Raw genomic sequence first — 25846 nt, 5'->3', positions numbered from 1 at the left:
ATTGGGACAGCAGCGATTGCCTCAGTTGAATGCTCGAAGCAGCCTCTTCATGACTTCACCCGGTAGCCGAGTCCCCGAATCGTCTCGATAATAGCCGGATTGCCCGGATCGATTTCGAGCTTCTGCGAAATGTGCCGAATATGAACCATGATCGTCTTGTCTCCTTCGATATACGACTCCTCCCAGACAGCTTCGTAAATTTGTTCCTTGGTCAATATTTGATTGGGATGGCGAAAAAATAGTGCAAAATTTGCCATTGCTTGGACGTGAGCGGAATCTCGTCATTCGTACGGCTGTCGATCACGGTAAGCCGGTCGACATGGACGAGGATATGACCCAGCTTGACGCTTTTTCCGGGAAGCTGTCCATATCTTCGCTGCAGCACCTCAAGCCGCGCCACCAGCTCGTCCGGGTGGAGGGCTTCGTCAAATAATCGTCGGCGAAGCGCAAGCCTTGCAGCTTATCGTCGACCGACGTTCTCGCGGAGAGCATAAGGATTGGAATGCCGGAGAGCCTCTTTCTTCAATCTTTGGCCTACCGTGAACCCGTCGAGCCCAGGCAGCATGACGTCAAGCACGACCAAATCGGCTTGCTTCGCCAGCTCGGGCCGCGCCTTCCCCGGTTGTCAGCCATTCTACCTTATAGCCTCTGCGTTCCAGGTCATCTTTCACCCAGAGACCGATCTCGGGTCGTCTTCCACATACAGCACGCGTACCATTCGTCGTTCAACCTCGTTTACGAATAAGATTTGACCTCATCATAGACGATGGCTTTACGCAATGATAGTTAAATTTCGTTTAACTTTCTCGTTCCGCGCGTTCCTTCATAATCGAACGCCACAAACCGATACTAACGGAACATCGCCCATTTAAGAGGTGTCTCATGCTGCGCTTGTTGTGGATTGCGGGAATTTCGCTCGTTCTTCGGCAGAATGCCGTCCCTGACGAATTGTCGATCGTAAATCAAGGAACGACGGTCGCAAAAGTGAATCGCGGCGACTATTCGCTGCCCGCCACTCCTTTGATCGACCCCGCCAAGCTCGATAGTTTGCTCGACAACGTCGAACGTCAGACCTTCCGACTGCCCCGTGACGCCGAAATCGGAAATCACGGAGGCATCGTGGCCGAGCAGCCCGGCTATCGTTTGGACCGGGCCGGCTTTACTCACTTGTTTCACATCTATTTCTACGGCAGCGGCACATCGTCGATGGAAGTACCGCTCAAGCTGATCTACCCGAAGGTAGACAGCGAATTGTTGGCTTATCTAAGGGAAAAGCCGATCGGTCATTACGTCACATACTTCAATGCGGGCAACAAAAACCGCTCGCGCAACATCGCGTTGGCGGCCAAAGCCATTAACAATCAGGTCGTGTTTCCGAACGAGACGTTCTCGTTCAATCAAATCGTCGGTCAGCGCAACGAAAAGAAGGGTATGTACGCGCTCCCGTAATCGTCAGAGGAGAATTGTCGGAGGGCATCGGCGGCGGAATCTGTCAAGTATCCTCGACTTTGTTCAATGCCGTCGACCGGGCGGGGCTGTTAATCGTAAAGAGGTATTCCCACAGCCGGCACGTCCCGTACGTGCTTCCCGGACGCGACGCGACCGTAAGCTGGGGAGGGCCCGATTTCGCTTTTCGAAATCCTTACAATCAGCCCATCCTTATACGCGCGTTCGCAAGCGGGGGCCGCATGTTCATCTCGATTTATTCCTCCGAGGTGATCGATTACCGGCCTCGCGCGGTTCCGGGCACATCGAAGCGGCTTCCGGAGGAAATATCGATTGAAACCGGGTCACCGAAGCGGAACTAAAGGACTCCATCGGTGTCGATATCGTTCAAGCATCGGATGCGCTGTCTTCGGCTCCGAAGGCAGCAACAGCCGCACGTTAACGATCCATGATTCGAAAGTGGAGAACGAAGCGAACGAATTGGCGGTATCCGTCGTCATGTACACGAAGTGAGGGCCCGGCAGCGTCTCGGTCAAATGACGGAGCGCGGAATCGATCGGCGTATACTTTTTTTCTTTTTCCTTCCCATCCGTCGATCGAGACCGTCGGGTCTCCCCGTTCTTCCAGCCATTGGCTCAGTCGAGCCTCTCGTTTGTAATAGGCGCTGACCGGTGTCTTTCTGGACATCCTCTTGGCCGTTTCCTCATGAATCAAGTACAGGACGAGCCGGCGAAAGGAGCGCTCGATCGCATAATCGGCAACGCGGTCCCATTCTTTTTCCGATGAGCTTTCGAATGTATCGTAGTAGATAAGCGTTCCTTTTTCCGTGTCGGCCGGCGGCTCGTAGCCGAAGGGGACACTGCCGGGCTGCTTGTTCATATCTTTCTCCTCCAATTGGGAAACATCGGAATTATTTTCCCCGTTTGCGTCCATTTTACCTGCTTCGCCCTCAAAAAAAAATCCATTACGCTCTATTGAGCATAATGGAAAGGCAGTCCGTTCGATCTGCAGCTAATTAGTAGGATACCGCCTTAAGAATAATGACCAGCAAGACGAACAATACAAGTACGAATGCGGCAGAACTAGCCCCACCATAACCTGCGCCTCCGGCATAACCGCTCATGAAATCTCACCACCAATTAGATTTTGTGACTTTGATCACTCGATATTGTATTCTTCCGGCCGGAAGCAGATTGTATGGTTGCCCATTATTGCGAAATTTCCGGGATTGATTTTTTAGCAAACTACACCCTGACCGTCGTCAATGGGACAACGTACAATCGATCTTCCTTCGCGTGAATATTGTGAAGAAAGGAAGCTAAAGGAGAGGTGATTCTCATGGCTGCTAACGCGAAATCGTCAAGTATTCGAAGCCAAGCCGGAAAATGGAAGGGGCAGCCCGTCCGCGTCGTCTTGCATGACGGGCGGCACTATGTCGGTTGGATCCGGGGAATCGAGCAAAATCAGCTGGTTCTATCCGGTGTGCGCGACAATCGAAAGAGCAAGAGCGGCCGGGGCAAATTGGCTTCGCGAAGTACGCGCAAGGCGAAAGTGTCGGCTCTGCTGTCTCCGTCAGCCGGCAATGCGGCAGCCGCTCTGCCGGGAGCGCCCGCATCCGGAAGCGTTGCCGGAGGCGGTTTTTTCGGATTGAACGGGCTGGACGATTGGATGGGATTCATGCAGAAGGCGTTGCCGATGGTGCGTATGGGGGTCGACATGGTAAAAACGATTATGCCCTTGCTCGGAGGACTCAAAGCTTGAGCCCGAAAAGCCAAAAGCCCCTGACGGGGCTTTTTATTTTACTTTACCTTCTGATGGACCCCGTTCGACGCTCTGAAGCCGCCAAGGCGAATAGGGAGACAGCCGCGCAAACTCGAATCGGAACGGCAGATGCCGCTTACCTTTGCCTCTGCGTTCGATGGCGACTTCCGATTCCAGCGTTGCGACGAGACGATCTTCCTCCGGCAACGGCTGTCGCTGAGCGACCGTTCTTGCGGACGTCACGGAATCCGTCTCTCCGATCAACGACGCCGCCTCGTCACGCTCGCTTCCTTCCGCGAGAAGCCGGATCCACTCGCGATCCCGTTGATTCAGCGCTTCGACCAAGCTGCGCGCCAGTAAGGACGGAGATGCGGAATCCAGATAAGCTCGCGCGTCTCCCGCCGCTCTGTGAACCATGAATTCATGGGCCGGATCGGGTACGGACGATTTGTGCGTCGTACTCTCCGAGAAGTGAATGCAAAAATGGCCGGAAAAGCCGTTGTCCGGTATTCCGTCGCCCCCGTGCGGCATGCCGTTCATCGATGCGGCGATCCGCCGACCGGCAGCCAGGACGACGACCGCTTTTCGATTCCAGCTCCATTGCCCGCCGTAAATTTCGTTCATGATTTTCGTATCCTCGCGCGAGATCGGCTGCACGTCGGCATGGTCGCTGCCCGCTCGGCGTTGAACGCGGAAGACAAGCCCCGTCTTCATATCCATTACCTTGAACACGCTTTTGCGCGGCAATATACGCTTCGCTTCTTTCCAGGCAATCGCTTCTCCATAATGGGCCGCCCTTGCCTTGTCCGCTTCCTTCAACAGCTTGGCGGATAGCTTTTCCGGCAAACTAACGTTCAGGCGCTCTTCCTCGTTCCAGAGGCGGCCCGAGCTTTCCAAGCGATATAGCTTCGGCAGCCCTCCATGGGACACGCGAACGTAAATATCGGTCAATATGGGAGCGAACTTCGACGAGTCCTCTTCGCGTTGCTGCGAAGACTGCCCGATATGCAAATGTCCGACGGCCAGCCGTGTCTCGTATGTCGCATCCGGGCTGACACGAACAGAGACGACAACGGGATCGCTCCACGGCGAGCCCGCCGCAAATGCATGCGGGTAGCCCTTCGAAAGCCCGAACAGCGCCGACGCCGCGACAACGATCGCCATGGCGCGGCAACAAACATTGCGCATTTCTTTTTCCTCCGCAGTTCTTCCTTAACGTCTAAGATCTGCGTGAACTTCCCGAAATATACGCCCGCCCGTCCCGGATCGGATAACCTTCTTCGAGTTCAATCTCGGCAAAGCCCGCCATCTGCCCGGCATCGTATTCAATGACTCCCCCGCTCCCGGTCAAAAGAACATTGCCCGAGCGGTCATCGTCCTCTCCCGGCAGAAAAAAAGCTTTCGTGCAGCCATACGCTTGTCTCATGGACGAATGAATGGCATTGACGAGCTTGTCGTTGACGGCTTTTCCTACGACATTCACGAGGAGGATTCCGCGAGAGTCCAGCTTGTCCGCGGTCAGATCAAAAAAGGGAACGGATACCAAATGCCCCGGAGTCCCGTTCGAGTTAAAAGCGTCCAAAATGATGCAATCGAAGGCGTTCGCAGCCTGATCGAGCAAAATGGTGCGTCCGTCGCCGACAATTACGTTATCCAGCCGATAGTTGAAAAACAATCTGCTCAGCTCGACCACCTTCTCGTCGATTTCCGCGACGACAAATCGCTTGTGCGGGTATTGCCCCGCGATTGACCCGATTCCGTGCCCGATGACGAATACGTCCTCTAACGAAGGGACGTTGCGCTCCATCAAGTGAAGGAGAGCCCTCTGATAGGGAAGGACGATGCGACTCGGATTCTTCAAATCCGCCGCTCCTTGCACGGCCGCATCCGCGAACTGAAGAATCCGGTATTTCCCCGTCTCTCCGTATAATCGCGTCGTCTCGTATACCGCAAGCCTCTCGTTGAATCGGCTCGATTCCTCCGCAAGCAGGTGCAATTCCGGACACTCCTTTTTATTCTATGAGACGACTAAGAGGAAACCGATCATGCGCCGAACTGCGCCCGATGAAGACGGCTGTAGACTCCGTCGGCCGCGATCAGCTCTTGATGATCACCCTGCTCGGCAATACCGTCTTCCGTCACGACGACTATGCGGTCGGCGTTCTTGATCGTAGCGAGTCGATGCGCGATAACAAGCGTCGTCCGACCCTTCGACAGCTCCGCAAGCGATTGCTGAATGATCGTCTCCGTCTCCGTATCGAGCGCGGAGGTCGCCTCATCCAAGATGAGGATCGGCGGATTTTTCAGGAACATCCGGGCAATCGACATCCGCTGCTTCTGCCCTCCCGACAGCTTCACTCCGCGTTCGCCGATGACGGTATCCAGACCGTCCGGCTGCGCCCGGATAAAATCGTCGAGCCGCGCCCGCCTTGCCGCTTCCCAGATTTGCTCTTCTGTCGCATTAAGGTTGCCGTATAGAATGTTCTCCCTTATCGTTCCCGAGAACAGAAAGACGTCTTGCTGCACGATGCCTATCTGCTTGCGCAGCGAGCTTAGCTTCGCTTGCCGGATATCGAACCCATCGATAGAGACAGTTCCCGCATCAACCTCGTAAAAGCGCGGCAGCAAGCTGCACAGAGTCGTCTTGCCGGCGCCTGAAGGACCGACGAAAGCGACCGTCTCTCCTTTGCGGATCGTCAGATCGATATCGTTGAGTACGCTGGAGCCGCGATCGTAGCCGAACGACACTTTGTCGAATTTTATTTCCTTTTGCAGCTCCCCAATGACCTTCGCATCAGGTGTGTCCGCCACGTCCGGCTCGGTGTCGAGCAGAGCGGCATACCGCTTGAAGCCGGCAATTCCTTGCGGATAGCTCTCGATAATGGCATTGATTTTTTCAATCGGCCGGAAGAACACATTCGACAATAGCAAAAATCCGATAAATTGGCCATAGGTCAGTTCCTTCTGAATGACGAACCACGTTCCACATACCATGACGAACAGCGTTACGAAACGCATCATCATGTAGCTGATGGAGCCGTTCTTGGCAATCAGCTTGTACGACAGCAGCTTTGTCGCGCGAAACCGGCTGTTGTTGACGTCGAACTGCTTCTTCTCGTGCTCCTCGTTCGAGAACGCCTGCACGACGCGGATGCCGCCGACGTTGTCTTCGATGCGTGCGTTGAAATCGCCGATGTCGGAGAACAGCTGCTCCACCGCTTTCGTCATCTTGCCGTTGAAGTAGACGACGAGCCCGATAATGGCGGGAACGACGATGAACGTCAGGATCGCAAGCTTCCAGTTGATGAACAGCATCAACGTGAACGATCCCGCCAGCGTCATGACGGCGATGAACAAATCCTCCGGACCGTGGTGAGCCATTTCCCCGATTTGCATCATGTCGTTCGTCAGCCTGGAGATGAGGTGACCGGTCTTCGTATTATCGAAGAAGCGGAACGACAGCTTCTGAACATGCTCGAACAGCTTTCTGCGCATATCGGTCTCGATATTGATGCCCAGCATATGTCCCCAATAATTGACGATATATTGCAAAAACATGTTCAGTACATACAAGGCGAGCAAGCCGGCGGATGCCCATACGATCAGATCCCACTTTCCTCCGGGCAGCAAATCGTCGACGAAACGGTTGACGACAAGCGGGAACGCCAGCTCCATCAAGCCGGCGAATACCGCGCAGCCAAAGTCTAACATGAACAGCCTCTTGTAAGGCTGGTAATAAGCAAAAAATCGACGGATCATAGCCGTTTGAAGCTCCTTCCTCTGTCAACGTGCACGCAGTTCAGTCTTCGTTTAAGATTTTGTGTTAACCAGCAAATAGAGGAAATAAGGCGCGCCTATGACGGCTACAACGATCCCTGTCGGAATTTCATGCGGCTGCAAAATCGAGCGGCCGACCGTGTCAGATACTATGACTAACAGTGAGCCTAGCAACGCGGACGCCGGGAGCAAAATTTGATGCTTCGACCCGACAAGGCGGCGAGCGAGATGCGGACCGATCAAGCCGACGAACCCAATGCCGCCGCTAACCGCAACGCACGAGCCCGCCAAGCCGACAGCTGCGGCGAGAAGCGCGAGCCTTTCTTTTTCTACCCGGACGCCAAGTCCTGTCGCCATCGACTCGCCCAAATTCAACGCATTCATGGCCCGAGCCTTGTAGAATACGAATGGCAGCAGGATCGCAATCCAAGGAAACAGCGCACCGACAAATTTCCAATTCGTTCCCCAGATGCTGCCTGCCATCCAGTTCGCAACGAACTGGTATTTTTCCGGGCTCAGCTTCAATGTCAGCACAATGGTCGCCGCGCTGATCGCTGCCGCTACCGCGATACCGGTGAGCAGCAGACGAGTCGGCAGCAAACCCTCGTGCCTCTTATACGCCAGCGCATAGATGAGCGCCGCCGTCAGGCCCGCCCCAATCAGCGCCAGCACGGGCAGCAAGAACACCGGCGCGGCAGCCGTCGACGGATAGAACGAAATAAAAAGCATAATCGTAAGGCCCGCTCCCGCGTTGATGCCCAATATGCCGGGATCGGCCAGCGCATTGCGCGAAACGCCTTGCATAACGCAGCCCGAGACGGCGAGACCGGCTCCGATCAAGATGGATATGACGATGCGCGGCAATCGGAAGTCATACAAAATAAGCGACTGATTGTGCGTTCCCATTCCGAACAGCGTTCGAATCACCTCCGCCGGAGATAATCGAATGTAACCGGTGTTCATGCTGATCAGGAACGCGAGGACGATTAGCGCTCCGACGATCGTCAGAACGAGAATGTTCCGCCTTCGCTTGCGTTTTTCAGGCGCGGTGAGCGACAAAGTTGTCATCTTACAGTTCCCTCCTTTCCTTGCGCGCAAGGTAGAGGAAGAACGGTACGCCTATTAACGCAATGAGCGCTCCGATCGGCGTCTCGTACGGCGGATTAATCATCCGCGCCGCCAAGTCCGCTAGCACGACAAGCAAGCTGCCGAGCACCGACGAGCAAGGAATAATCCACCTGTAATCGACTCCGACCCAATAGCGGGCCGCATGCGGAACGAGCAGACCGACGAAGCCGACCGCCCCTACGACGGACACCGCGGTTCCTGCGAGCACAAGAACGATCGCCGTAGCTCCGATTTTGACGAGGGCGGTACGCTGTCCGAGCCCGCGCGCGATATCTTCGCCAAGACTCAGCAGCGTAATCGAACGAGACAGTATGATCGCCCCGCTGATTGCGGCTGCCACCCATGGAAACATGACTTTAAGCTCGAACCATTTCGTTCCGGAGACGGCCCCCGCATACCAGAAGGCCAGGTCCTGGCCGATGCGGAAATAGAGCGCGATCCCTTCGCTGAGCGCCCCGAGCATGGCGCTTATCGCCGCGCCCGCGAGGACGAGCCGCACGGGAGTAAGCCCTCCTTTGGCCATAGCGCCGATGCCGTATACTAAGCCAGCGCCGACGCCCGCGCCAAGGAACGAATACATGATCAGGTACATATAGGGCAAGCCGGGAAAAAAAGCGAAGCAGAGCGCGAGCACGAATCCGGCCCCGGCATTCAATCCAAGCAATCCGGAGTCGGCAAGCGGATTGCGCGTCATGCCCTGCATAATGGCGCCCGCCACGGCGAAGCAGGCGCCGACCATCGCGCCTCCGAGCACCCTTGGCAGACGGAGTTCCTTAATGATTTGATGGTCCGTTATGGCGGGGTCGAAGCTGAAGACGGCTTGCCAGACGACGGACAGCTTAATGTCCGCCGCGCCGTAGGAGACGGACAAAGCAATGCTGAACGCCAACGCGATTATGCCGCCTATAAGAATCAGCGTAGCTGCCCACGGGCGTGAACGAAATTTGACGGTAGTTAACGTTGGCGCTTCTTCTGCTACAGGATTCATGGATGCCACCTTTGGTATGTATCGACGTTCAAACTCATTTTATGAAATTGATTCTCATTATCATCGAAAATTGTAGACTATTCGTCTGACTTTGGCAATGGACAATCCCGAACTTTATCTTGGATTTTTGCGCATACAGGAAAAGCCGCCGGTTCAAGCTGTGAACGGCGGCTTCTGTATAGGGAGGCTCGATCAGGGAGCGACGGCTTTCAATACATCATCGATTTTCTTGGTATTTGCGATAGCTCCGCTCGACATCCAATAGCTGATATCCGCATTGAAGACATGATTTTGCTTGACGGCGGGAAGTCCTTGCCAGATCGGGCTGTCCGTCAACTCCTTGGCTTTTGCTTTGGCCGCCTCACCCTGCACAAGCAAGAAAATATAGTCGGCGTCCAGCTCCGGGAGCATTTCGAGCGACAGCGGCTTGTTCAACTCCCAGGACAATTCGCGGACGAGCTTGTGAGGCGTAAGCCCGAGATCGCCGTAGAGCACAGGCCCGCTGTAGTACGTTCCGTCCATAAGCAGAAATTCCTTCGGCTTGACGCGAATGACGGCAAATGTTTTTCCGTCGACGATCGGCTTAAGCTTCTCCTTCGCTGCGCTAGACTTTGTCTCGTATTCCCGGATCGCTTTTTCGGCTTCGTCCGATTTATGCAGGAAGTCTCCAAGAGTGCGCAGCGTCCCTTTCCAATCGACGGTAGCGTCTTCGAAAGCATAGGTCGGCGCGATTTTCGCGAACTTCTCGTAGGCGCCGTTCTCAGCCATGGTCTTGTTATACAGCAGGATCAAGTCCGGACTGGAAGCCAGCAACACTTCCAGGTTCGCCCCGCCTGTAAAATCAAGCTTCGGAACGTCTTGCAGATAAGGCTGAAGATAGTCCTGCACGAGCTCGCCCAGCGACCATTGCATCGACGGCTTGACGCCCAAAGTAACAAGCGCGTCCTCAACGTAAGGGGCGACTATCCTCTGCGGATTTTCGGGGAGGCGGACCTCCCCGAAAATATCGTTAACGACCCGGCTCGACGGGGACGGCGTCGCTTCGTTCGTTTGCTGCGCCGCAGCCTCGGAAGCCGACGGCTTGGCCGAGCTGTCGCTTGGTTTTGCCGAACCCGAATTGCTCGAACCGCAAGCGGCAAGCGATAACGTGAGCAGCAGGGCGCTGCCTGTCCAAGCCAAACGGTTATTCATTCTACTCATGATAGCCTCCTGTGATACTGATTCTCATTTTCAAATGAAATTTTATCACAGGAGACCGCATTCCTCCACAGACATTCGTGCGAAAATAACATGCTATTTCGTGCGCATTCCGACTATCGATACCGTTACACCAGCAATCCGGCGGCTTCGTCCAATACAATCGAATGAGCGTAAGGCGAATATTCGAGCCAAGGAAATTCCTTGACGAAATGAACGCGTCCCTCCCGGACTGCTTGCAGCGATGCCCAAACATCGTTGCGCCGGATGCGATCCCAGCATTGCCGGGACGCTTCGTCCGCATCGATCGCCATGAAGATCCGATCCCCGTCGTAAAGAAGCAGCTCTTCCTCCGTAATTTGCTTGCATACCTGGATAGCGGACGTATCACAAACCGGCGACATTTGAAGATCCTCATAGAGAACGGAACCGCCGTTGCGAGCGCCATACACGAACAATTGCCCCGCCATGATGTGAAGGACGGCGACGGAACCCCTTCCAAGCTTGCTTCTCAGCTGCTTGCGCAGCTGCTCCGCCTTGCGTTCATAGACCGACAACCAACGGGAAGACTCTCTGCGCTTTCCGAGAAATGCGGCGATTTCTTCGAAATGGCTGCGCCAATCCAGCTCCAGCCAAGGGATCGAAACGATCGGAGCGATTTTTTCCAAGCAGGTCCGAACCTGCTCGTCCATCAATTCGTCGCACAGGATTACTTCAGGCTTGGCGCGAGCCAGCGCTTGAAGATTAGCCTCCCAGACGCCCGCGTTTAACGTCTTCGAGCGCTTCAGGTGGCAAACGATCGATTCATGATATTCCTTCCGGTGGCTTTCACGACTTTGTTCGACATAGGTTGCGAACGGAACGACGTTCAACGTAAGGAGATGCGAAGCGTAATGATAACTTAACGCCGCGATTTTCTCGCGCCTGCGGGCAACGAACATCGTAGGGGAATAGCCGGTACTCGCCTTGAACTTGTTGCGGAAATAAGATTCGTCCCGGTAGCCGACCTTCTGAGCGACTTCCGGAATGCTGCAATCAAGGCGAAGCAAATGCTCTTTCGCCTTCCCTATTCGTACGCTTTCAAGCTTCTCGCTCGGACTCTGCCCCGTCAGCTCCTTGAACTTGCGGGAATAATGCCAAGGGCTCATGCCGGCAATGCCGGCCAGCGTATCGCGGGTTACTTCTTCCTGGTAATGAGTCTCGATATAAGAGATTGTCGACCGGAGCGCTTCTTCCGCCTCGCCCCGCCCTCCCGCCTGCCCCGAATCGGATATTAGGGCGAGCAGCCGATGAAACAAGCCGTACACTTCGTGATGATTACGCCCGCGCTCGTATTGAACGGAATCATGCAGCAGCCGTGCTACCCGAAGCGCTTCATTGTATAGACTGTCTGGCAATTCGCCGCCGACGGGGAATTGCAGGCTGTCGTCGAGTGCGGCGAAGGTTAGCGTCTTATTCCGCCGTCCCGTCTCCCTTAGCGCCTGAAAGGCTATGCGATAATACCGGAGCGGATTTGCCGGGTTCGATCTTATTTCGATTAGCATGGCGGGAACGAGCAGCATAAGCTTACCGCGGTTGAGCGCGACGGGACGTCCGTCAATGACCAGCGCGCCCGATCCTCCGATAACGATAAGTACGATGTAATCGCCGACAAATTGACGTATCGTCTCCTCATGGGGCTTACTGCTAACATGCTCAAGCTCCATTAATCGAAATACGGGTTCCGGCTGAAACAAATAGGGCTTACGGGACATCAGAGCTCATCTCTCCCCAAAAAAGTCGCTGTTCCAATGATAGCCCAGACAAAAAAATGTTGCCAGCCATATCGGCTGGCAAACAGGTCGTGAGCTGATCGAAAAGATGGCGGACTGCTCCGTAAAAGAAAGCTTCTGGCAGCGGCTATTCGGTTCCGCAAAAGACGTGTTCTACGATACCGCTCTCGTCAGCCTGACCGCCATGTACTGCGTGCCCGGCAGCTCGATCCGAAACGAGCCCTCGTACGTTCCCGGCAGCGTCTCGACGGTCATGTTCCACGTATCGATGATTTCGACGCGGTAGTGGATTCCCGCCTTGCGATTCATATTCCGGAACTTCGGCTGATTGAAGCCGAAATAGTACAAATAATAGTCGTCCTTCACTCCCGCGCAAGGCACGTCCCAATCGGACGGCAGCGGATCGAGAACGCCTCCGGGGCTTTCCTCGACGATCCGGCGCAAAAAAGCGATCCGATCCGGACTCGATCCCGTAAGCTTGCCGCCTTTGGACCACCACAGAACCTCCTCCGGATTCAAGTACGTCTCCCCGTGTCCGACATAGCCGCCGCGAAGGGCGCCTTCCAGAAGCGGCGCGTCATCTCTTCTCCGGTAATGTTGCCCCAGCCCTGATCAATGTCTCCCTCGTACGCGCATTCGTCGATAACGATTGGCTTTTGCCACTTGTCCCGCCACTCGTTGGTCGCTTCGGACGTTTTGTAGACGTCGATGCGCTGAATGCTGCAATGCGTAATCCATGGCTTGCTGTAATCGTAAAAGCTGAAGCAGTTATGATTGGAAATCAGATGGCCGACCGGATCGTTCCCGGTAACGATGGAGGCGAATCGCTCCCAGTCGTCCGTTTCCTTCGACCACATGAGATCGTACTCGTTCGCCAGCGACCACCATACGTTCCGATACGCGGAAAGACGGGGGACGATATAGCGCAAGTACCGGTCGTCCACGGACGGAGCCATCTCCGAATATCCCCAGCGGTCGTACGGATGGAACAGGATCAGATCCGCTTCGATACCCAGTTCGCCGAGCTCGGCGATCCGTTCTTCCAAGTGGCGGAAAAAGGCGGGATTGAATCGCGAGTAGTCCCAACCCTCGGTCAGAGAGCCTTCGAACGGGTTATAGACTGGCTCGTTAAAGTTGAACAGATACGATTTCGGAAACACACACATCCGCATCTTATTGAACGGCGACGCTTTCAACGAATCCAGCGTCTGCTTCTCCAGTTCGTCTCCCTGATGCGTCCAAGCGTAGCTCGTTGTGCCGACAGGAATATAGGAAGTACCGTCCTCATAGGCAAAATGGAATGTATTATGAACGCGAAGCGGCCCATGATTGCCGGGAGAAGGCTCGACGCATCGAAACGCTCCCTCGATCCCATCCAGAGATCTCGCATTGCTCGAAGTCCGAAACGCCCAATTTCCCAAGACGTCCGGCATACAGCGAATAAGATAGATGCCATCCCCGTCATAGAAGCCCGCGACGCGAAAAGTCTTGTCTCCGGCACGGAATTCCGCCTCCACGACGACGTCCGTGAACGGATTCCCGTGGCTAGGCCCGCGAAGCTCGATTTGGAATACGCCCCATCTTTCCGCTTGCTCGGGCGATTGAACCGCAGCGGAGCCGATTGGTACGCTTTCCGACTCATAGAATGCAGAAGGAGCGACCGGCGGCTGTTCCTCTTGCGTCGATTGCGGCACAACGGGCAATTGAGCGAGCTCGGCCAATGTTTCCGCCAGCCAGTCCGTCGAGGACAGCTCCTCCTGATGGAATCGATAGTACATCGCCAAGGTGAGGCTCTTTAACAAGGACGCCATATGCGGCGGAGCCGTCAGCAGAGCCGGAATCCGGCGAGTCAACAGGTCGCGGGCGGCATCGTTTCTCAGCAAAACGCCGATCCGAGTATTTTCGTTATAAGACATAGGTATAGTCCTCCCTTTCCAGAACATTCGACTTGTATGCGAGCTCAGCCGTTCAGCTGCTTCAGCAATTCATCCAGCGCTTCGTCGGTCAGCGAGCCTCCGCTGAAGCCAACCAGACCGCGCAGCGGCAAATATCTCATCATCGCTTGCATCATTTCCGAGCCTTCCCCGTCTTGCTCGGCCGCCATGGCACCGAACGGGGTTTGGCGAATCCAGTCCATAATAACAGGCTGCGCTTGGGGGCTGCCCAGCAAATCACCGATCGTACTGTTCCGATGATAGACAGGCTTCGCGGCAGAAGTAGACTCCACGTTAATCGTGCCTCGAACCGCAATATCGCGCGACGAGCCTCCGACAAACACGTCGAACTCGCCCGACTCCACGCGCCATTCTTTCCGGTCAGCGTCGTAGAAAGCGAAAGACCTCTTGTCCAGCTCGAAGGTCACGGTACGCGTTTCCCCGGCTGCAGGCCGACCTTGGCGAAGCCTTTCAGCTCCTTCGAGGGCCGGATGACGCTGCTCTGTACGTCCCGTACATACAATTGAACGACCTCTTTCCCTTCGCGAACCCCCGTATTCGTAACATCGACGGAGACGATTGCTTGCTCGTCGTCGCGCATGCCGAGCTTGTCGATTGCCAAATTCGAATATTCAAAGGTCGTATAGCTTAATCCGAAGCCGAACGGGAACAACGGCTCGATCCGCTTGGCATCGTAATAGCGGTAGCCGACGAACAAGCCTTCCTTGTACTCGACCCGGTCTCCTTCGCCGGGGAAGTTAAGTTGCGAAGGGTTATGCTCAAGACGTTCGGGAAACGTCTCGGCGAGCTTGCCGCTCGGATTGACATCGCCGAACAGCAGATCCGCAATCGCGCCGCCCAGTGCCTGTCCGCCAAGATAAGCTTCGAGCACCGCTTTGACGCTGCCCAGCCAAGGCATTTCCACCGGAGCCCCGTTGCTTAGGACGAGCGCGATATTCGGCTGAACCTCCGCAACGGCATGAATAAGCCGTATTTGGTTTTCCGGGATGCTCAGATGGGTCCGGTCGAACCCTTCGGATTCGTAGCGATCCGGCAGCCCGGCGAAAATAACGGCAATGTCGGCCACTGCCGCCGCGCGCTTCGCTTCCTCGATCAACCGATCGTCCGAAGCGTCAGATTGCAGATCGTAGCCTTGGGCATAGACGATTTGCACGCCGCTGCCCGCTGACTTCGCGATTTCTTCGCGAATATCTTCAAGCTTTGTCGGCTTGATATGGGAGCTTCCGCCGCCTTGATAGCGAGGCTTGGCTGCAAACTCGCCGATAACCGCCATGCTTCCTTCCTTGCGCAGCGGCAAAATGCCGTCCTCGTTTTTCAGCAGCACCATGCTTTCCCGCGCAACCTCGCGAGCCAAAGCATGATGCGCGTCGGCATCGTAAGCGGCGTTCGGCTTCTTGTTGTCGACCGCCAGGAAAATAACTCTCAGCAGCCGTTCGACCGCCCGGTCCAGCTTCTCCTCCGGCAGCCTGCCGCTTAGCACCGCCTCGACGATTTTGCGGTCGCCCGCTCCGCCGCTTGCCGGCATTTCCAGCTCCAGTCCCGCAGTCAAGCCGTCCGCCCTCTCGTTCACCGCGCCCCAATCGGATACGACGAAGCCTTCGAAGCCCCATTCGTCCTTAAGAATGTCCGTTAGCAAATATTCGTTCTCGGAAGCGAAAACGCCGTTCACTTTGTTGTAGGAGCACATGACCGTCCAAGGCTGGGCTTCCTTCACGGCTTCCTCGAAGCTGGCCAAATAAATTTCGCGCAGCGTCCGCTCGTCCACGACGGAGTCCCCGGTCATGCGGCGGTGCTCCTGATTGTTCGCGGCGAAATGCTTCAGCGATGTGCCGACTCCTTGGCTTTGAACCCCTTGAATGTGACTTGCCGCCATGCGGGAAGACAAGTAAGGATCCTCGGAAAAATATTCGAAATTGCGGCCGCAAAGCGGCGAGCGCTTGATGTTTGCGCCAGGCCCCAGCAGGACAGCGACGTCTTCCGCCTGGCACTCTTCTCCTAGTGCGACGCCGACCTTGCGAACGAGCTCCCGATCCCATGAGCTGGCCAACCCGGCAGCCGAAGGAAAGCAGGTCGCCGGCACACTGTCGAACAAGCCGAGATGGTCGGCCGAAGCCCGCTGCTTCCGAAGTCCATGGGGACCGTCGGTCAGCATGATCGACGGAATGCCGAGCCGCTCCACCCCTTTCATATGCCAAAAATCGAGCCCCGAGCACATGCCCGCTTTTTCCTCCAATGTCATCTGCGCAATCAAATGTGCGATATTCCGTTCCATACTCGCGCCTCCTAGCGATAATTGTCCTTCATATCGATCCGCTATTTGAAATCCCCTTCCCCGAAACAGGGTTTCGAAGAAGGGGATCCTTCACAGCTATGAGATTGTCCTTTTATTGAACGTTGTTTTCCTTCGCCCACGCATCGAGCTGCTTTTGCTTCTCGGCGATGATCTTGTCGATGCCGGCAGCTTTGAGCTTGCTCAGGAAGTCATCCAGCTTGGCCGGGTCGATCGTACCCATTTCGAGGCCCGCTTTGAACTGGTTGTTGACGTTCGCTACGGCGGCCACTTCGGTCTTCACAGGGGAAGAATCGAAGGAGAAGCCGAGCGCCTTGGAAAATTTGGAGGACTTGTTGAACGCTTTCGTCTGCTCCCAGATGTCAGGGGAGGTCCCTTCCCATACTTTGGCCAATGCGTTGTTGCCTACTTGCCATTGGTTGAAGACGTAATTGCTTCCGCCTTCCGGAGCTTTAATGAGACCGTTGCCGGCGTCCACATAGTGCTTGCCTTCGACGCCGTTGGCGATCAGGTTGACGATGTCCTTGTCGGTGTAGAGCAGGTTCAGCAATTGGGCGGCGCGATCCGGATCGGTCGTGTTTTTCGGAATCGACATCATGAAGCCCGTGCTGGAGTCGGAAGTCGAGATCGGGCTTACGAAACGGGTTCCCGTCATTTCATGTCCGTTAGCTATCGTCTCCTGCGCTTCGAAGCCCGGCTTCATGTTGGCGAAGTAAGCGAAGCCCTTGCCTGCTTTGAGCAGGCTGTTGTTCGATTCCTGCGTAGTGGCCGCATCCGGCATAATGTAGCCGGCCTTGTACCATTTTCTGGTCAATTGGAGCGCATCCTTGTACATTTGCTGCTCGTAGAGATTTACGACCTTCAAATCCTGATTGTCGATCAGCAGCACCCCCGGCGTGTCGCCAAGCAAGTCGAGATGCCCGCGAACGATTTCAGCCGCGATCGTATTCGATTGGGAGCGCGGGACCAGCGGATAGACGCCCGGCTCGTTGTCCTTGATCGTCTGGAAGATCGGATCGAGATCCGCATACGTTTTGACGTTGTCGAAAGTCAGCTTGTATTTGTCCATCAGATCTTTTCTCGCTGCGACCCCATGGTCGGCGGCCGTGTCGCGGACGCTCGGCACGCCGTAGCTTTTCCCGCCGATCTTCGTTGCGTTGAATATGGCCGGCTCCATCGTATCCTTGATCGTCGGAGCGTACTTGGCGACGAGATCGTCAAGCGGCAGCAATTGACCCTTGGCCACTTGCGAGCTGAAGTTGAAGAACGAAGATGTCACGAGCAAATCGAGCGGCTCGTTGCCGGCCAGCATCAAATTCACTTGCTGTACCCATGCGCCAATGTCGATCGGCATCAGCTTCACCGTAGCGTTAATTTTCGCTTTGGTGATTTTGCTGACTTCTTCCTGAACGGCGGCGACGTCCTTCATATTGCCAAGCCCGAGAAAAGCGACCTTCAGCTCGATTTCCTTGCCGTTGCCCGAACCGCCCGCGCCATTGTCCGACGAAGCGGCGCTGCCGCCGGAAGCCGGAGCGGACGAGCTGCCCGAATCGTTCGACTTGGAGCAAGCGGAAAGCAGCAAAGACAGAATCAGCGCGATGGAGAGCATTACCGTTGCGGTCTTCGATTTTCTTGGCATGTTGTTTTCCCCCTATGACGATGTATGAATCATCTGTATACCAACCGGCCCGCAAGCCCGAGGATGGCCTATCCTTTGACGGCTCCTATCGTGAGCCCCTTGACGAAGTACTTCTGGAAGAACGGATAGACCAGAATGAGCGGCAATATACCGACGACAGCCATAGCCATGCGGACCGAATTCATCGGCAGGTTCGCCGTCAAGTTCTGCTGCCCGCCCAGATTGTTCTGCTGGAGGAACTGGATATTGACCAGCATCCGGTTAAGCAGGTTCTGGATGCTGAACAAGCTCGGCTCGGTCACGTAAATAAGCCCGTTGAACCAATCGTTCCAGTAGTTGATCGTGAGCATGAGGCCGATCGTCGCGAGAATCGGCAGCGACAGCGGCAGCACCATGCGGTAAAAGATTTTGAACTCCGAAGCCCCGTCGATATAAGCCGATTCGATAATTTGGACCGGAATGGAGTTGGCGAAAAAGGTGCGGATCAGCAGGATGTAGAAGCCGTTCGTGAGCAGCCCGGGTATGAGCAGCGACATCAGCGTGTTTTTCATATCGAACACTTCGGTATAGATCAAGTAAGTCGGCACCAGTCCGCCGTTGAACAGCAATGTGAAGAAGACGAGGAAGCTCAGAATGCCGCGCATCGGCAAGTCGCGCCGGGACAATGGATAGGCGAGCAAAGCGCTGATCAGCAAGCCGAAAAAGGTGCCGACGACGGTAATCAGAATCGTAATGCCGTAGGAATGGAACATCGCCGCTTTTTGCGCCCACAGGTACTTGTAGGCTTCCAGACTGAAGTCGCTCGGCCAGATCGAGTAGCCGTTGCCGACTATTGCGCTCTCGTCGGTGATCGATGACATGAAGAGCAGCAGGAACGGGAACAGGCAGAAGACGGCAAGGATGATGAACGCCGCATGGACGATGGCCTGATTCATTTGGTTGGTTTTCATGGCGTTTCCCCTCTTTCGGTTTAGAACAAGGCGTTTTCTTTGTTGCGGCGGCTGACGATGTAGTTGGACAGCAGCACGAGAATAAAGCCAACGAGCGATTGGTACAGACCTGCTGCGGAAGACATTCCGATGTCGCCGAGCGTCATCAGACCGCGATAGACGTAGGTGTCGATAACGTCCGTGACCGGCTGCAGAGGACCGGAATTGAGCGGCACTTGGTAGAACAAGCCGAAGTCGGAATAGAAAATCCGTCCGATGGCCAGCAGCGTCATGATTGTAATGGTCGGAGCGATCAGCGGTACGGTAATGCTCCGGATTTGCTGCCATTTGTTCGCCCCGTCGATGGTGGCGGCCTCGTAATACTCGTTGTCGATGCCGATAATCGCCGCCAGAAAGATGACGCACAGATAACCTGTCGCTTTCCAAACCTGTACGAGAGTTAGAATATAAGGCCAATATTTCGGCTCGAAGTACCAGGAGATCGGCTCGATGCCGAACATCGGAAGCAAGGTCGAGTTCACGAATCCGCTCTCTGCGCTTAGCATCGAAAGAACGAGATACCCGACGATAACCATGGAGATGAGGAACGGAAGCAGAATAACGCTTTGGTAAAAACGGGCCGCGAACTTATTCTTCACTTCGTTGAGCAAAATCGCGACCCCGATCGCCATAACCGTGTTGAGGATGATAAACCCTCCGTTGTAGAGGATCGTGTTCCTCGTGATGACATAGGCGTCGGCCGTCTTGAACAAATACTCGAAGTTCTTAAAGCCGATCCAGTCGCTTCCGAGAATTCCCTTGGCGTAGTTGATGTCCTTGAAGGCGATAATGACGCCGAACATCGGCATATAATTGTTGATGATGAGATAAGCCAATCCCGGCAGCATCATGAAGAATAATGCCCGATAACGCTTAAGATTTTTGAAGAAGCGCCCCCATCGTGTCTGTGCCATTCGCTGTCCCCTTCTTTCTTGCCTTCGTTATGATCTCATTGTAAGGGACAGCCTCTTGGGCCACTTACCAATAAAACGACTTCCGGCTTTTGATATTCCGACCTTGTCGGCAGCCGCAAAACAGGAATGCCGATCCCGCGAAAGCGGAATCGGCATCTCGTCTTATTTGGGCTGATGCTGCTTGCGGAAATCGACCGGATTATAGCCGGTAGCCTTCTTGAAAATCGTCGAAAAGTACGACAAATTGGAATACCCGGAAGCAACGGCGATTTCGCTGACCGACTGCCCCGTATTCGCGAGCAGCTCCTTCGCGTAATCGATTCGGCTCGATTGGAGGTAGTCCGAGAGCGACATTCCCGTATCCTTCTTGAAGATGCGGGTCAAGTAATCGGGATTCAAATATACGTGGCTCGCGATATCTTCACGGGAGAGGTCCTGCTCTCCGATCCGCTCGGCGACGAAACGCTTCACCTTGTCCACTACCGACAAATTTTCCTCCAAGGAATGAATGTGGTTCATCGCAACGTCCAACACGTAAACGACCCACTCCTGCAAGGAGGAAAGCGAGCGCAGCGCGGACTCCGGCTTGTCCGTCAGAAGGTTGTGGGCGAACACTTGGTTGGCTTGAAGACCTTTGGACTGGAGCACGAAAAAAATCATCTGCAGGAAGTCCTGGTAGAACGAATTCATCGCTTGCGCATCCACCCTGCTGTCGAACGCTTTCCACGATTCAAGGTAATGCGAGACGTTCGCCGCCAGCTTGGATCTAGCTCCCTGCTTCATCCATTCCGCCCATTCGGATAAAGGAGCGGGCTGCATCCGCGACTCGCCCTTCTTCGTCTCTCCGAGAATGAACGTCCGGTTAATCTGCGTTACGTTGTTCTCGTCCAGATTCTCCAATGCCCGCAGCATGGCGACCATTTCGTGAAGCGGCACAGGAACGCCGACATAGCAGCTAATGTCGCAGAACAAATACCGATTGCAATTCCGGATGAAAGCGTCGCAATTGTCGCGGGTCAGCGCATCGTCGTTCGGCTCGTCGATCGGCACGACCGTCAGCAAGGAACCGTTGCCGACCGGAATGACCGCCGCTCCCGGCGTCGGCTCCATCATTTCCTCCAGCACGTTGCGAAGAGCGTATTCCATAATCCGCCGATCCCGCTCCGACAGGTCCTTATGCCAGCGTTGAATGCGGGCGTAAACGGGCATGAAGCGCGCGTTCTCGGGATGCGTTAGACCGGCGTTGCGCGAATGCTCGGCTATCGAGAGCGGGTTGGCCGGAATTTTTTGCTGAATGAGATCCTGCCAGAACCGATCGGCCACGACCGGCCGATGGGATTCCCACAGCTTCCGGTAATGATGATGGGTTTCCTCGAAGGAACGGCGCTCCCTCTCTTTCCTCATTTTGCCCAGCGCTCTGCCGATTACGCTCTCCAATTCCGAATAATCGACAGGCTTGAGCAAGTAATCGAAGCTGTTCAATTGAATCGCCTGCTTGGCGAAGGAGAAGTCGGAATGGCAAGTCAGAAAAATCGTCTCGGTGTCCGGGTAATTCTCTTTGACCCACGCCGTCAATTCGAGTCCCGAGCCTTGCGGCATCTCGATATCGCACACCATCAGATGGACCGGCTGAGCCTGAAAAACCTCTTGCGCCTGTCTTAAGCTATGCGCCGTATGAACGACGCCGATATCCAGACGCTCCCACTGCACCCCGGCCTGCAGCCCTCTTACCGCATGCACCTCATCGTCTACGATCAAGGCTTGAAACATCGCCTTCACCTCGCTCTCTCTCTTCAATCGGAATGCCGATCCGCACGACCGCGCCATGATTGGCTTCTTCGTTATAAAATTCGATTGTCGCCCGTTCCCGGTACAGCAGCCGAAGACGTCTTCTCGCATTCCAGATGCCGATCTGCTCCCCCGTCTCGCTGCCGGAGCTGTCGTCATCCCGTTCCAGTCGCCGCAATACTTCGTCCGGGAAGCCCGGCCCAGTATCCTTTATGCTGAGAATGAGGCGGGAGTTCCCTTCCTCGTCCGTCTCCTTGTCCGCTTCGACTGTAATAAGGATGGGCTCGTCCATGTTGACGGCGTATTTGATCGTGTTTTCCACCATCGTCTGCACGATCAATGGCGGAACCTCCAGATCGAGAAGCTCCTCCGGGCGATCGACCCGATACTGGAAAATGTCCGGGAACCGAAGCTGCTGAATTCGCAAATAGTTGGCCGTATGAGACAATTCGTCGCGCAGAGACACGAAGTAGGAATTGCTGCGAAACATGAAGCGGAAGTACGAGACTAGGCACCGGCTCATCTCCTGAATGAGAGCGAAATCTTTGACCGTCGCCAGATTATAGATGATATTAAGCGAGTTCAGGAAAAAATGGGGATTGATCTGAAGCTGCAAGTGCCTCAGCTCCGCTCGCTGGTGATTCAGCTTTTCCTCGTAGACGTTGATTTTCAGATTATGGATTTCCTCGATCATCCGGTTGAACGTTTCGTTCACGATCTCGAACTCGGTGGACGTCGGCCTCTGCTCGATCCTCGACTCCCAGTTGCCGTCCCTCGTCTTGCGCATGGCGACGACGATCCGTTTCACCGGATTCAGGAAGATGTGGCGCATCATGAAGACGAACAGGAGCAGGAAGAGCACCGCCGCGATGGAAATGACGGACGAAACCCTCTGCAAATAAGGGAGCTTCTGCAAAATCGTGCTTTCGGGAACGATCGCGACCAGATTAAAGTTGCCTTGTGTCGAGGACTCTCCCATAACGAGATACATGTCGTTGCCGTCCCCGGTGATCGAATAAGAGTCCATCGGAAAACGAAGATCGAGACCTTTGTCCCGAATTAGCTCTTCGTGGCTGAACGGCTCCATCTTGTCCGTCGTAATGACGGCTGCGCCGGATTTTCCGAGATCGATCAGGCTGAGCGGCACCATCAGCTTGCTGCTGCTGATCCACGCTCCCATGTAGACGTTGCCCGATTTCATCAAATGAAACAAATAGTAGTCCTGCTCGCCTTTCCACACATGCCACTTGGCAAAATCAATCGTATCGGCCTTCTGGAGCATCTTCCTAACCTCATTGCGCGCCGTCTCGCGGTCCTCGTAGCTTACCGGCGTATTCTGCGTCAAAAGCAAATCGCTGTTGGGCTCCGAATAGACGAAAAAAGCGTCGAGAATCGGATAATACCCCGCATCGTCTCTAAGCGTGTTGAACAGCGTAAGCTTGGCGATATTGTAGCGATCCTCGTCGCGAGACTTCGGAAACTCCATATCCAGAACGCTGAGGTCGCTCTCCAACGTGTTGGACAAATATTTGTCCACTTCCTCCAGGTTGCGGTCGATCTGATTCATATAGAGGCTCAGCATATTTTTGTTGGATTGGGATACCTGATTGCGGACAACGTCTGCGGAGTAATAATTGTTAATGACAAGCACCGTAACCAGAGGCGCGAAAATGACCAGAACGGCAACGAGAAATTTGAATCGGAGCGTATTCACGTACGGTTTGAGCTTGCGCAAGGCCGCCGTACCTCCTTCGGAATGCAGTTGTCCTAGCATTATATCTCCAATTGACCGGCTCGGCATACGCCAAAAGAAGGGCATCGTCTCCGATACCCTTCCACTCTTTTTTCGCTTCGATTCGGTTGAGACGCGTTTGCTCAGCCAATGCGAAGCCGGATCGCATCGAACCGTATCTGGCTCTCCCTTACTTCTTCGCGTATTTGTCCGTTCTTGCGTCCCGAATGACGCCGTTCCAATTCAGCCCGTAGGCAAAATCGTAAGCATGCCCGACCGAATCCACGTACGCTTCCATATCGTGCGGCACATCCTCGAGTTGCTCTTCTACCGTCTTCATGCTAGCGGGCAACTGAAACGGGAGCAGGGCTTGCGGCTCGAACCCGCCGGACAAAATATCGAGAATCGCCTGATCCTGAACGCCGAAGTGGGCGACTATGGCGTCGGCTTCGCGCTCGAATTCCGCCAGAACGGCGGGGTTGGACAGCAGAATGGATACGACTACCGGCTTTCCGTTCATTAGCCTCTTCGTTCTCAGTACGGCATCGAGGTCGCCTGCGTTCGAGACAGTAACCGATTTCCCCTTGTACGATCGGTTCAGCACGTCGCGAGCGTCGCCGGCCAAGCTCGTCTCGCGGGCGTACTCGGCGGTATAGGGAGCGTATTGAAGGCTAATCGGCACATAGCCGTTGCCGCCCGCCTCCGCGTCAGCCTTGCTGTAGCCCTTCGTCGAGCGAGGGCTTTCGATGCAGACCAGAGCGAAGTCCGCTTCCTCGGGTCGGTCGGTTACTGCGAAATATTTTTTCACGACATCGAGATGAATCGGATAAGACTCCGAAGGCGGAATCGGCATCCCCATCCAGTCGGTGTCGGCGGGAAGCGATCTTTTCGGAATATAGACGGTTTTCTTTCTTGCGACCGGAAGAACTCCCTCGTTTTTCAGCATGACAATCGAACGCAGCTGCGCTTCATAGCCCGCTTCCATGAACTCGGCTTGGCCGACGGTTGCTGTCGTAACATCCGCTTCCAAGTAAGGGTTCTCGAACAGGCCCAGCCGGAACATGTTTTTCAGCAGCCTTACCGCCGATTGCTCGAACCTTAGGCGCATGAACGATTCCCCGTGCTTCCTGGCTCCAATGTTGTAGGCCTCGATGACCGGCCCGATCTCGTTGTTGCCTCCGAATTGATCCACTCCGGCCATGATGAGCTTGTAATGGCGCTCGGCAACCGAATAGCCTTCTTCCACGCCCCAGCAGCGTCCGCCGGGGAACAGCCTCGATATGTCTTCGCCTTCGTCGGCGGTAATCCCCCAGTCCGTGCATACGACTCCGTCATAACCGTATCGTCCGCGCAACAAATCGTTAATGAGGTACTCGTTGTACGAATTGCCGACGTTCTCGCCGTTTTTCGAATCCTGTCCGACGGAAATCGTGTAGTAAGGCATGATGGCGGAAGCTTGTCCGGTCTTGCCTGCCAATCGGAACGCCCCTTCCGTGAAAGGAACGAGATGCTCGTCGAAGTTGCCGCCCGGATAGACGGCATATTTGCCGTAGCCGAAGTGCGCGTCCCGTCCCGCTTCGCCCGAGCCTCCGCCCGGCCAATGCTTCACCATCGCATTGACGCTGTCGCAGCCCCAGCCGTCCGCGATTTCGGCTTCCCCCTCCGACGTCTGGAACCCGTCAATATACGCTCTCGCCATATCCGCAGCCAGCTGCGGGTCCTCTCCGAAAGTCATGCCGAAGCGGTACCACCTCGGGTCGGTGGCGATGTCGACTTGCGGCGACAGCGCGGTAGCAAGGCCGAGCGCGCGGTATTCCTTCGCCGCGACTTCGCCGAACTTCCGGGCAACGGCCGGATCGAAAGCGGCGGCCAGTCCCATGCTCTCCGGCCACATCGAAATCGCGCCGCCTGCGCCCGCGTTGAATTCCTTGGACGTGTCCGAGCTATGGCGGGGATCGGAGCTGTTATTGGCGGGAATGCCAAAGCCCAAGCTTTCGGCATAAGCCTGAACGTTATTATTCCAAAGCGCGGCAGTTGCCGGATCCTGAATGCGCGTGATCAGAATGTGGCGAATATGGTCGTTCGCCACGAATGACAGCTGCTGGTCGGACAAGTCGCCCGGCGCCGCGCCGCTAGCCTCGAAAAACTGACCGCCGTAAGTGGCCGGAAACCAATTCAAATTGCCGGGAATCGCTTGGTGGCTGCTGTACAGCATCAGACCGGCGATCTGCTCGATCGTCATTTTGGACGCGAGATCCTTGGCCCTCTCCTCCGGAGACAATCGCCAATCCTCGTAACGATCAAGCTTGCCGTCCTTGTTCAAATCCTTGAATGCCAAGCCGTCTTCGTATAGAAGGCGAACGCCCGACGCTTCGGAATACCCCAGCGTCGGCCCTCGCTCGTTGCGTGCGTATCGAATGGCCGCTTTTTTGCCCATTGTCTTCATCCGTTTCCCCTCCGCAAGTCATGA

Annotated in this window: 17 protein-coding genes and 3 pseudogenes; 2 read left to right on the top strand and 18 right to left on the bottom strand. The window is 55.2% G+C overall.

Translation table 11 applies throughout. The features are described from left to right. Window positions 1-47: 47 nt before the first annotated feature. Window positions 48-718 (bottom strand): annotated as a pseudogene (locus tag D3H35_RS29105) (response regulator transcription factor). A gap of 164 nt (window positions 719-882) precedes the next feature. Here D3H35_RS29105 and D3H35_RS29100 point away from each other — a divergent pair. Next, window positions 883-1808: pseudogene (locus D3H35_RS29100) on the top strand (VanW family protein). 76 nt (window positions 1809-1884) lie between these two features. Here the strand turns inward: D3H35_RS29100 and D3H35_RS29095 are convergent. After that, window positions 1885-2325: a hypothetical protein gene (locus D3H35_RS29095; protein ID WP_325050188.1), complete on the bottom strand. Its 441-nt coding sequence runs from the start codon at window positions 2323-2325 to the stop codon at window positions 1885-1887. 459 nt (window positions 2326-2784) lie between these two features. Between D3H35_RS29095 and D3H35_RS29085 the strand changes: the two genes are divergently transcribed. Beyond that, window positions 2785-3207 (top strand): LSm family protein, encoded by a 423-nt coding sequence (locus tag D3H35_RS29085; RefSeq protein ID WP_119147576.1) that lies wholly within the window; start codon window positions 2785-2787, stop codon window positions 3205-3207. Between the two features lie 33 nt (window positions 3208-3240). Here the strand turns inward: D3H35_RS29085 and D3H35_RS29080 are convergent, their stop codons facing one another. The 16 genes and pseudogenes from D3H35_RS29080 to D3H35_RS29010 all read right to left on the bottom strand — a co-directional run bounded on the left by D3H35_RS29080 (window position 3241) and on the right by D3H35_RS29010 (window position 25822). Beyond that, a complete protein-coding gene (locus D3H35_RS29080) occupies window positions 3241-4395 on the bottom strand; it encodes a hypothetical protein (protein ID WP_147355711.1) in 1155 nt (384 codons plus the stop codon). Window positions 4396-4426: 31 nt separating this feature from the next. Further along, window positions 4427-5203 (bottom strand): spermidine synthase, encoded by a 777-nt coding sequence (locus D3H35_RS29075; protein WP_119147578.1) that lies wholly within the window; start codon window positions 5201-5203, stop codon window positions 4427-4429. A 47-nt stretch (window positions 5204-5250) separates the two neighbouring features. Continuing rightward, window positions 5251-6966 (bottom strand): ABC transporter ATP-binding protein, encoded by a 1716-nt coding sequence (locus D3H35_RS29070; RefSeq protein WP_119152571.1) that lies wholly within the window; start codon window positions 6964-6966, stop codon window positions 5251-5253. A 51-nt stretch (window positions 6967-7017) separates the two neighbouring features. Beyond that, window positions 7018-8052 (bottom strand): FecCD family ABC transporter permease, encoded by a 1035-nt coding sequence (locus D3H35_RS29065; RefSeq protein ID WP_119152570.1) that lies wholly within the window; start codon window positions 8050-8052, stop codon window positions 7018-7020. Between the two features lies 1 nt (window position 8053). Then, complete coding sequence (locus D3H35_RS29060; RefSeq protein WP_119152569.1) at window positions 8054-9100, bottom strand: FecCD family ABC transporter permease; 1047 nt, start codon at window positions 9098-9100, stop codon at window positions 8054-8056. 192 nt (window positions 9101-9292) lie between these two features. Beyond that, window positions 9293-10300 carry an ABC transporter substrate-binding protein gene (locus D3H35_RS29055; RefSeq protein WP_119152568.1) on the bottom strand — a complete coding sequence of 336 codons (1008 nt, stop codon included), beginning with the start codon at window positions 10298-10300 and terminating at the stop codon, window positions 9293-9295. 125 nt (window positions 10301-10425) lie between these two features. Beyond that, window positions 10426-12051 (bottom strand): helix-turn-helix domain-containing protein, encoded by a 1626-nt coding sequence (locus D3H35_RS29050; RefSeq protein ID WP_119152567.1) that lies wholly within the window; start codon window positions 12049-12051, stop codon window positions 10426-10428. 171 nt (window positions 12052-12222) lie between these two features. After that, the gene (locus D3H35_RS34395) at window positions 12223-12588 is read right to left on the bottom strand and encodes a DUF5605 domain-containing protein (RefSeq protein ID WP_325050187.1); all 366 of its coding nucleotides are present in this window, start codon (window positions 12586-12588) and stop codon (window positions 12223-12225) included. Continuing rightward, window positions 12585-13985 carry a DUF5060 domain-containing protein gene (locus tag D3H35_RS29045; protein ID WP_325050186.1) on the bottom strand — a complete coding sequence of 467 codons (1401 nt, stop codon included), beginning with the start codon at window positions 13983-13985 and terminating at the stop codon, window positions 12585-12587. The genes D3H35_RS34395 and D3H35_RS29045 overlap by 4 nt, the downstream gene beginning before the upstream one ends. A 44-nt stretch (window positions 13986-14029) precedes the next feature. Further along, a pseudogene (locus tag D3H35_RS29040) lies at window positions 14030-16296 on the bottom strand (glycoside hydrolase family 3 C-terminal domain-containing protein). 112 nt (window positions 16297-16408) lie between these two features. Then, complete coding sequence (locus D3H35_RS29035) at window positions 16409-17953, bottom strand: ABC transporter substrate-binding protein (protein WP_119152566.1); 1545 nt, start codon at window positions 17951-17953, stop codon at window positions 16409-16411. Between the two features lie 68 nt (window positions 17954-18021). Then, window positions 18022-18903: a carbohydrate ABC transporter permease gene (locus D3H35_RS29030; protein WP_119152565.1), complete on the bottom strand. Its 882-nt coding sequence runs from the start codon at window positions 18901-18903 to the stop codon at window positions 18022-18024. Window positions 18904-18923: 20 nt separating this feature from the next. Next, complete coding sequence (locus D3H35_RS29025) at window positions 18924-19856, bottom strand: ABC transporter permease (RefSeq protein WP_233568230.1); 933 nt, start codon at window positions 19854-19856, stop codon at window positions 18924-18926. A 162-nt stretch (window positions 19857-20018) separates the two neighbouring features. Beyond that, window positions 20019-21626, bottom strand: a complete 1608-nt coding sequence (locus D3H35_RS29020) for a response regulator transcription factor (RefSeq protein ID WP_158594349.1) — start codon at window positions 21624-21626, stop codon at window positions 20019-20021. Further along, window positions 21598-23379, bottom strand: a complete 1782-nt coding sequence (locus D3H35_RS29015; protein WP_158594348.1) for a sensor histidine kinase — start codon at window positions 23377-23379, stop codon at window positions 21598-21600. The genes D3H35_RS29020 and D3H35_RS29015 overlap by 29 nt, the downstream gene beginning before the upstream one ends. Before the next feature lie 187 nt (window positions 23380-23566). Next, a complete protein-coding gene (locus D3H35_RS29010; RefSeq protein ID WP_119152562.1) occupies window positions 23567-25822 on the bottom strand; it encodes a glycoside hydrolase family 3 protein in 2256 nt (751 codons plus the stop codon). Between the last annotated feature and the right edge of the window lie 24 nt (window positions 25823-25846).

Origin of the sequence: Cohnella faecalis (genome assembly GCF_003570905.1) — a bacterium.
GTDB classification, from domain to species: domain Bacteria; phylum Bacillota; class Bacilli; order Paenibacillales; family Paenibacillaceae; genus Cohnella; species Cohnella faecalis.
This window is presented reverse-complemented; position numbering and strand designations above follow the sequence as displayed.

Excerpts from the sequence above, each read along its gene's own strand:
- D3H35_RS29095 (WP_325050188.1), bottom strand. The coding sequence starts at position 2,325 with ATGAACAAGCAGCCCGGCAGTGTCCCCTTCGGCTACGAGCCGCCGGCC.
- D3H35_RS29085 (WP_119147576.1), top strand. The coding sequence starts at position 2,785 with ATGGCTGCTAACGCGAAATCGTCAAGTATTCGAAGCCAAGCCGGAAAA.
- D3H35_RS29080 (WP_147355711.1), bottom strand. The coding sequence starts at position 4,395 with ATGCGCAATGTTTGTTGCCGCGCCATGGCGATCGTTGTCGCGGCGTCG.
- D3H35_RS29070 (WP_119152571.1), bottom strand. The coding sequence starts at position 6,966 with ATGATCCGTCGATTTTTTGCTTATTACCAGCCTTACAAGAGGCTGTTC.
- D3H35_RS29065 (WP_119152570.1), bottom strand. The coding sequence starts at position 8,052 with ATGACAACTTTGTCGCTCACCGCGCCTGAAAAACGCAAGCGAAGGCGG.
- D3H35_RS29060 (WP_119152569.1), bottom strand. The coding sequence starts at position 9,100 with ATGAATCCTGTAGCAGAAGAAGCGCCAACGTTAACTACCGTCAAATTT.
- D3H35_RS29055 (WP_119152568.1), bottom strand. The coding sequence starts at position 10,300 with ATGAGTAGAATGAATAACCGTTTGGCTTGGACAGGCAGCGCCCTGCTG.
- D3H35_RS29050 (WP_119152567.1), bottom strand. The coding sequence starts at position 12,051 with ATGTCCCGTAAGCCCTATTTGTTTCAGCCGGAACCCGTATTTCGATTA.
- D3H35_RS29045 (WP_325050186.1), bottom strand. The coding sequence starts at position 13,985 with ATGTCTTATAACGAAAATACTCGGATCGGCGTTTTGCTGAGAAACGAT.
- D3H35_RS29035 (WP_119152566.1), bottom strand. The coding sequence starts at position 17,953 with ATGCCAAGAAAATCGAAGACCGCAACGGTAATGCTCTCCATCGCGCTG.
- D3H35_RS29030 (WP_119152565.1), bottom strand. The coding sequence starts at position 18,903 with ATGAAAACCAACCAAATGAATCAGGCCATCGTCCATGCGGCGTTCATC.
- D3H35_RS29025 (WP_233568230.1), bottom strand. The coding sequence starts at position 19,856 with ATGGCACAGACACGATGGGGGCGCTTCTTCAAAAATCTTAAGCGTTAT.
- D3H35_RS29020 (WP_158594349.1), bottom strand. The coding sequence starts at position 21,626 with ATGTTTCAAGCCTTGATCGTAGACGATGAGGTGCATGCGGTAAGAGGG.
- D3H35_RS29010 (WP_119152562.1), bottom strand. The coding sequence starts at position 25,822 with ATGAAGACAATGGGCAAAAAAGCGGCCATTCGATACGCACGCAACGAG.